Genomic DNA, 6165 nt, shown 5'->3' with positions numbered 1-6165 from the left:
GGTCGCGGCCGGCCTCTGGTTGCGCTGGTATTTTTCGACCGGGGATCTCGACTCCGGCGGGCCGTTGCGCCCGCGGCAGGCGGCCTACGACGTCCGTCGCTACGACCTGGCGGTGGCGGTCGACCCGGTGGCGAAGGCGATCCGCGGCACGAACCGCGCCACCGTCGTCGCCATCGCCCCCCTCGACCGCTTCGAGATCCAGCTGGACGACCGCATGGTCGTCGCCGCCGCGATGGTGGACGACGCCCCGGCTGCCTTCGAGCATGCCGGCGGCCTGGTGACCGTTCCGCTCGCCACACCCTGGGCGGCCGGCGAACGCCACGCGGTGACCCTCCAGTACGCCGGAGTACCGAAAGTCGCCCGCCGGCCGCCATGGAGCGACGGCTTCGTCTGGAAGGAGACCGAGGACGGCCGCCCGTGGATCGGCGTCACCGGCCAGGGCGACGGCGGCGACGACTGGTGGCCGTGCAAGGACCACCCCTCCGACGAGCCCGACGAAGGGATGTCGATCGCCCTCACGGTGCCCTCCGACCTCGTCGGCCTCACCAACGGCAAGCGGATCTCCGAGGAGAGGAACGCCGACGGTACGACCACCAGCCGCTGGGAGGTCACCTATCCGATCAACAACTACCTGGTCTCGGTGAACATTGCGCCCTACGTGCCGATCGAGGCGACCTACAAGGGGATCGACGGCACGCTCGACGAGAGAATCATCTTCTGGGCGCTCCCCGAGCACGAGGAGAAGGCACGGGTGATGTGGAAGCAGGCGCCGAAGATGCTCGAAGTCCTCGGCAAGCGGTTCGGCGAATATCCGTTCCTGCGCGACAAGTACTGGGTGGCCGAGACCTCCTACCTCGGCATGGAGCACCAGACGATCGTCGCCTACGGCGCCGACTTCGAGGACAACAAGTTCGGCTTCGACTCGCTGCTCCTCCACGAGACGGCGCACGAATGGTGGGGCAACAAGATCACCGCCGCCGACTGGGGCGACTTCTGGATCCACGAGGGCTTCGGGACCTACGCCGAGGCGGTCTTCGTCAACGACACGCTGGGAGTCGAGAAGTACCTCGAGTACATGCGCCGCCCGAGAAAGCACCTCGGCAACAAGAAGCCGATCGTGCAGGGGCGCGATCTCACCGCCGGCGCGGCCTACATCGGCGACATCTACGGCAAGGGCGCCCTGGTGCTGCACACGCTGCGCTACCTGGCCGGCGACGAGGCTTTCTTCCGCCTCGTCCACCGCTTCGCGACCGACGAGCGCTACGCCTACCGGCTGGTTTCGACCGCGGATTTCGAAGCGCTGGTCGCGGAGGAGCTCGGGCGGCCGATCCCCTGGTTCTGGAAGCAGTATCTCTACACCGCCGCCCTGCCGGGCTATGCAGTCGATCGTGTCGCCGGCGACAACGGCCGCGAGACCGTCACCCTGCGCTGGGAGGACCCGTCCTTCGAGATGCCTCTGCCCGTCGCGATCGGCGGCGAGAGCCGCCGCCTCGAAATGACCGGCGGCCAGGAGAGCTTCGAAGTGGCGACCGGTACCGTCGTCGAAGTCGATCCGCAGGGCTGGGTGCTCTCCGAACGGCCGGAAGAGTAGATGTAGTCATGTTGGCTGTCTTGTTATCGTGATGTCGTGATGATTCGGACCCAGATTCAGCTCTCCGAGGAACAGGCGCGCGCACTCGCCGCGGCCGGTCGTTTCCGCTCCGAGAACGGCGATCTCAGCCGTCGGCACGACGATCTGTTTGCGGACTCGGTGGCGGACTGGCCCTCTTCGTCGACACCTCCGCGCTAATCGCCCTGCTCCGTCTCCAGGACGACTCCGTACACGAGCCCTAAAAGCCGGAGAGGCGCGCCGGACGGAGCCGACCGGGCGCCCTGAGCGGCCGGTTCCTGGTACGGCTGACTCTTCGGACTACTCGGCGGGCAGCAGGCGCGCAAGGCGTCCGCCCGCGCCGACGAGCACGACGAGGTGGCCGCGCTTGGCGGCGCGCACGGCGTGGAAGCCCTCGACGGAGAGGGCCTCGAAGCCTGCGGCGGTGTTCGCTGCGATGTCGGTGCCCGAGGTGCCGGTGGCGACCCAGCCGCCGCCGAGGGCTGCCGGCAGGGGCTCGACCGCGGAGCGGAAGCCCGCTGGCGGCGGAACGATGGCGCTCCACGAGAGCCCGCGGTCGCGGGTGACGTAGGCGACTTCGCGGCGCTCGCGGTCGGCGCGGTAGTCGCCGCCGACGGCGATCCACTCGGTATCCGCGGCATGCGCGGCATGCGCGGTATCTGCGCCATGCGTGCCGGCGAGCGAGAACAGCCCGGCGGAGTCGATTCCCTGGCGGAGCGGCGCATGCCGCGACTGCCAATGCGCGCCGTAGTCCTCCGAGACCCAGAGCCGCGCCCGCGTGCCCCCCGTGCCGAAAGCCACCCGGCCCCCGGGAAAGACCCGGATCGACGTGCCGCTCGCGGCGAAGGCGGCCTCGCCCGGGAAGGCCAGGGGGCGATCCGGAATCGGCAGTTCGGTCCAGGTCGCGCCGCCATCTTCGGTCGAGAGGATGAGGAAGCGACCGTCGAGCGGATCGCCGAAGGCGATGCCGCGCCGGTCGTCCCAGAAGTCGAAACCGTCGAGGAAGCTCTCCGGGCGCTCGTTGCGATAGACCGCGCGCCAGCTCGTGCCGCCATCCGTGGTCAGGAGAATGCGCGCCGGCGCACCGACCGCGAGCGCCACGGCGCGGCGCTCGTCGAAGCCTTCGATGTCGCGGAAGTCGCGCGCCGCGAACTCGGGAGGGTTGCGAGACTCGAAGCTCCGCGCGCCGTCGGTCGAGAACGCGATCGTCCCCTTGTCGCCACTCACCCAGACGACCCGGTCATCGACGACCGAGAGGCCGCGCAGCGAGACATCCCTGCCGAGCTGCGAGGCGACCAGCCGCGGCTTGCCTGCGACCACCGAGACCGGTGCGCTGGCCGGCGCGCCGCTCTTTTCTGTTTCTCCGGGCGCTGGCGCGCCCGTGGCGACGATCGCGGTCAGCGCGGCGAAAAGACCAGTAAAGGTAGAAGCCGTTCTTGGCGTCATCGCGTGATCCTCGACGCGGTGGTCTCGCCGCGTTCGCTGTCGAAGGTGAAGAGCGTCTCTTCGGACGCGGTCTCAGCAGCGACGGTGCCGCCCGGCCCAACGACGCTCCGGTTCAGCTTTGCCCCTCTGCCGATCTTAGCGCCGCGCATCACCACGCAGCTGCGCAGATCGGCGTCCGCCTCGACATGCGCTCCGGCTTCCACGATCGTGCGGCGCAGCGTGGCGCTCGGGTCGACCTCGGCGCCCTTGACGACGCGCGAGGCACGGGCGGAGCCACGAAAGGTCCAGTCGAGAACCCCGTCGAGGTAGCGCCGCGGCGTGCCGAGGTCGTGCCAGAGCCTCTCGGTCACCACGGCGGCGAGCGGCGCGCCTTCGGCGAGGAGGGGCTCGTAGAGCACGGTAACGAGATCCCCAGGTCCCTCCGGGATGCGCGTCAGGAGCCTGGGCTCGAGGACCTGGGCGCCGGCAAAGACCAGGTGTCTTCGCGCCGAAGCGTGCGCGAGGCTGCCCGGACGGAAGGCGGTGATCGTGTCCTCTTCGAGCGCCACGCCGCCGCCGAAGGCGCGCGGGTCGGCCTTGCGATGCACGAGGAGGGTGGCCGCCGGTTTGCGCCTCGCATGCTCGGCGAGCAGCGTCTCGAGCGGCCAGCGACAGAGGCTGTCGCCGTTGACGACCAGCACGCGGTCGGCCGGCTCGAGGAAGGCGCCGAGCGGCGGCAGGGCGCCGGCGGTGCCGAGAAGCTCGGGCTCCTCGGACCAGACCAGGGGCATACCGCGGAAGCGGTCGCCGAACTGGTCGCGAATCAGGCCACCCAGATGGTGCAGGTTGATGGCGACCGCCTCGCAACCGGCGGCGCGCAGGCGCTCGAGTGTCCAGGCGAGGAGCGGCCGTCCCGAAACCGGCAGCAGCGGCTTCGGGAGCGTCGCGGTCAGCGGGCGTAGACGCTCGCCGCGGCCGGCGGCGAGGACGAGCGCGCGCAGGCAGGGGCGGGGCAAGGTTCGGATGAAGGAGTGCGGGGACGCCGAAAGCGCGTCCCGGCGGGCGGCTAGGGGTTGTCGCGGAAGATCATGTCGCGCGGTGCGTCCGGGTGCTCGGCGATGTAGTCCTCGTAGAGCATCAGGTAGCTCTTGTTCAGCGACGTCGTCAGATCGAAGCCGCAGCGCTTCGCGACCGCTTCGGCCTTGACGCCTTCGAACTCGACGAAGTCGCCGATCGGCGTGTGGTCGAGACAGATGGTCTCCGACCCGAGCCGCCACTCCTCGCGGATCTTCTGGTAACGCCGCACCACGTCGTAGCCCAGGGCGGTGAACAGCGCGAGCGCGCTCTCGGAATCCTGGACCTCGATCTCGAGCTCGCGCCGGAGCTTGGCCGGACCGTCGAACGACGCCGGGCCCTTGAAGGTGATGAGCGCACCGCGGCCGTCCTGACGGACGCGCAGCACGCCGCCGGAAGCGTGAATCTCGCCCTTCCTGTCCAGCAGCCAGTTGTCCTCGTTCGACGGCGGCCCGAGGCGCTCGCACTCGAGCTCCAGGAGGCGCGAGCGCAACTGGTCGAGATCGACGCCGGCGAACTTCAGCTCGCGCTCGATCGGCGGCTTCTTGTGGGTTCCGGTCACGAGCCCGACCCCGCAGTCTGCGTCGTTTTCCCGGGTGTCGCCGCGGTCACCGGCATGGCGGCCAACCGGTCGAGGAATCGTGCCACGGCCCGAATCCCGGAGTAGAAATGGCTGATGTTGAACTTCTCGTTCGGCGAATGCAGGCGGTCGTCTTCGAGGCCGAAGCCCATCAGCAGGACCGGGACGCCGAGAACCCCCGAGAAGGTCCCGACGATCGGAATCGAGCCGCCGCTCCGGGTGCGCAGCGCGCGGTTGCCCCAGACCTCTTCGAGTGCCGCGAGCGCCTCGTGGGCGATCGCACCGGTGGCGTCGACCGCCACCGGATCGGCGCCGTGGAGATACTCGACCTCGACCGTCACGCCGGGCGGCGTGACCTTGGCAACATGCGCCTGCACGAGCTCGGCGATCTTCGCCGGCTTCTGGTCGGCGACGAGCCGGAACGAGACCTTGCAGCCGGCCTTCGCCGGCAGCACGGTCTTGGCGCCCTTGCCCTGGTAGCCGCTCCACAGGCCGTTGACGTCGCAGGTCGGACGGCCCCAGGTGCGCTCGACGTAGGTGTAGCCACTCTCGCCGGGGAGCGCGTCGACGGCGAGATCGGTCTTCACTTCGCTCTCGTCGAAGTCGAGCGCCGCGAACTCCTTGCGCTCCCAGTCGGCGAGCGGCCGCACGTCGTCGAAGAAGCCCTCGACGCGGATCTCGCCGGTCGTGCAGTCACGGAGGCTGGCGATGATCTCGGCCAGGGCGTTCGCCGGGTTGGCGACCCCGCCGCCGTACACCCCCGAGTGCAGGTCGCGATTCGGGCCCTGGACGCGGATCTCGAAGTAGGCGAGCCCTTTGAGGCCGTAGGTGAGCGCCGGAATGCCGGGCGCCCAGAGGGAGGTGTCGGAGACCACCACGGCGTCGCAGGCGAGCTTCCGGCCGGCGTCGGCGCGGACGAACTTCTCGATCGCCTCGCCGCCTGCCTCCTCTTCGCCCTCGACCAGGAACTTGACGTTCACCGGGAGCTTGCCGCGCACGGCGAGCATCGCTTCGACCGCCTTGACGTGGGTGTAGGACTGCCCCTTGTCGTCGGTCGTGCCGCGGCCGACCAGGCAGTCGCCCTCTTCGGTCGGCTCGAACGGCGGGTTGCGCCACTCGTCGAGCGGGTCGGGCGGCTGCACGTCGTAGTGGCCGTAGAACAGCACGGTGGGCTTGTCCGGGCCGGCGCCCAGCCACTCGGCATAGACCAGCGGGTGCCCGGCGGTGGCGATCTTCTCGGTGGTGAGGCCGGCCGCCTGCATCTTCGCCATCAGCCAATCGGCACAGCGGTCGATGTCCTGCCGGTAGGCCGGGTCGGTCGAGATCGACGGGATCCGCAGGTACTCCTTGAGCTCGGCGAGATAGCGGCCCTGCTCGCGCTCGATCAGGGCGAAGACATCATCGGAAGGGCTGGATTTGGCGGTCATGAGTCTCTCTCGAGTAGCCCCGGCAGATCCGGCTCGGCGGGTCTTAGAGC

5 protein-coding genes are annotated in these 6165 nt (G+C 69.6%); 1 reads left to right on the top strand and 4 read right to left on the bottom strand.

What is annotated here, in order from left to right; genetic code table 11:
• Positions 1 to 1591, top strand: a 1591-nt coding sequence (locus KBI44_15265; protein ID MBP9145841.1) for a M1 family metallopeptidase, incomplete at its 5' end; no start/stop codon positions are given.
• A 318-nt stretch (positions 1592 to 1909) separates the two neighbouring features.
• Here the strand turns inward: KBI44_15265 and KBI44_15260 are convergent.
• Genes KBI44_15260 through KBI44_15245 form a run of 4 tightly spaced genes read right to left on the bottom strand, consistent with a single transcriptional unit; the run spans position 1910 to position 6115 of the window.
• The gene (locus tag KBI44_15260) at positions 1910 to 3055 is read right to left on the bottom strand and encodes an oxidoreductase (protein MBP9145840.1); all 1146 of its coding nucleotides are present in this window, start codon (positions 3053 to 3055) and stop codon (positions 1910 to 1912) included.
• Complete coding sequence (locus KBI44_15255) at positions 3052 to 4050, bottom strand: NDP-sugar synthase (GenBank protein ID MBP9145839.1); 999 nt, start codon at positions 4048 to 4050, stop codon at positions 3052 to 3054. The genes KBI44_15260 and KBI44_15255 overlap by 4 nt, the downstream gene beginning before the upstream one ends.
• 50 nt (positions 4051 to 4100) lie before the next feature.
• Complete coding sequence (locus KBI44_15250) at positions 4101 to 4670, bottom strand: class IV adenylate cyclase (GenBank protein ID MBP9145838.1); 570 nt, start codon at positions 4668 to 4670, stop codon at positions 4101 to 4103.
• Positions 4667 to 6115: a dipeptidase gene (locus KBI44_15245; protein ID MBP9145837.1), complete on the bottom strand. Its 1449-nt coding sequence runs from the start codon at positions 6113 to 6115 to the stop codon at positions 4667 to 4669. Before KBI44_15245 ends, KBI44_15250 begins: the two co-directional genes overlap by 4 nt.
• Positions 6116 to 6165 lie beyond the last annotated feature (50 nt).

It is taken from the genome of Thermoanaerobaculia bacterium, assembly GCA_018057705.1.
GTDB lineage: Bacteria > Acidobacteriota > Thermoanaerobaculia > Multivoradales > JAGPDF01 > JAGPDF01.
This window is presented reverse-complemented; position numbering and strand designations above follow the sequence as displayed.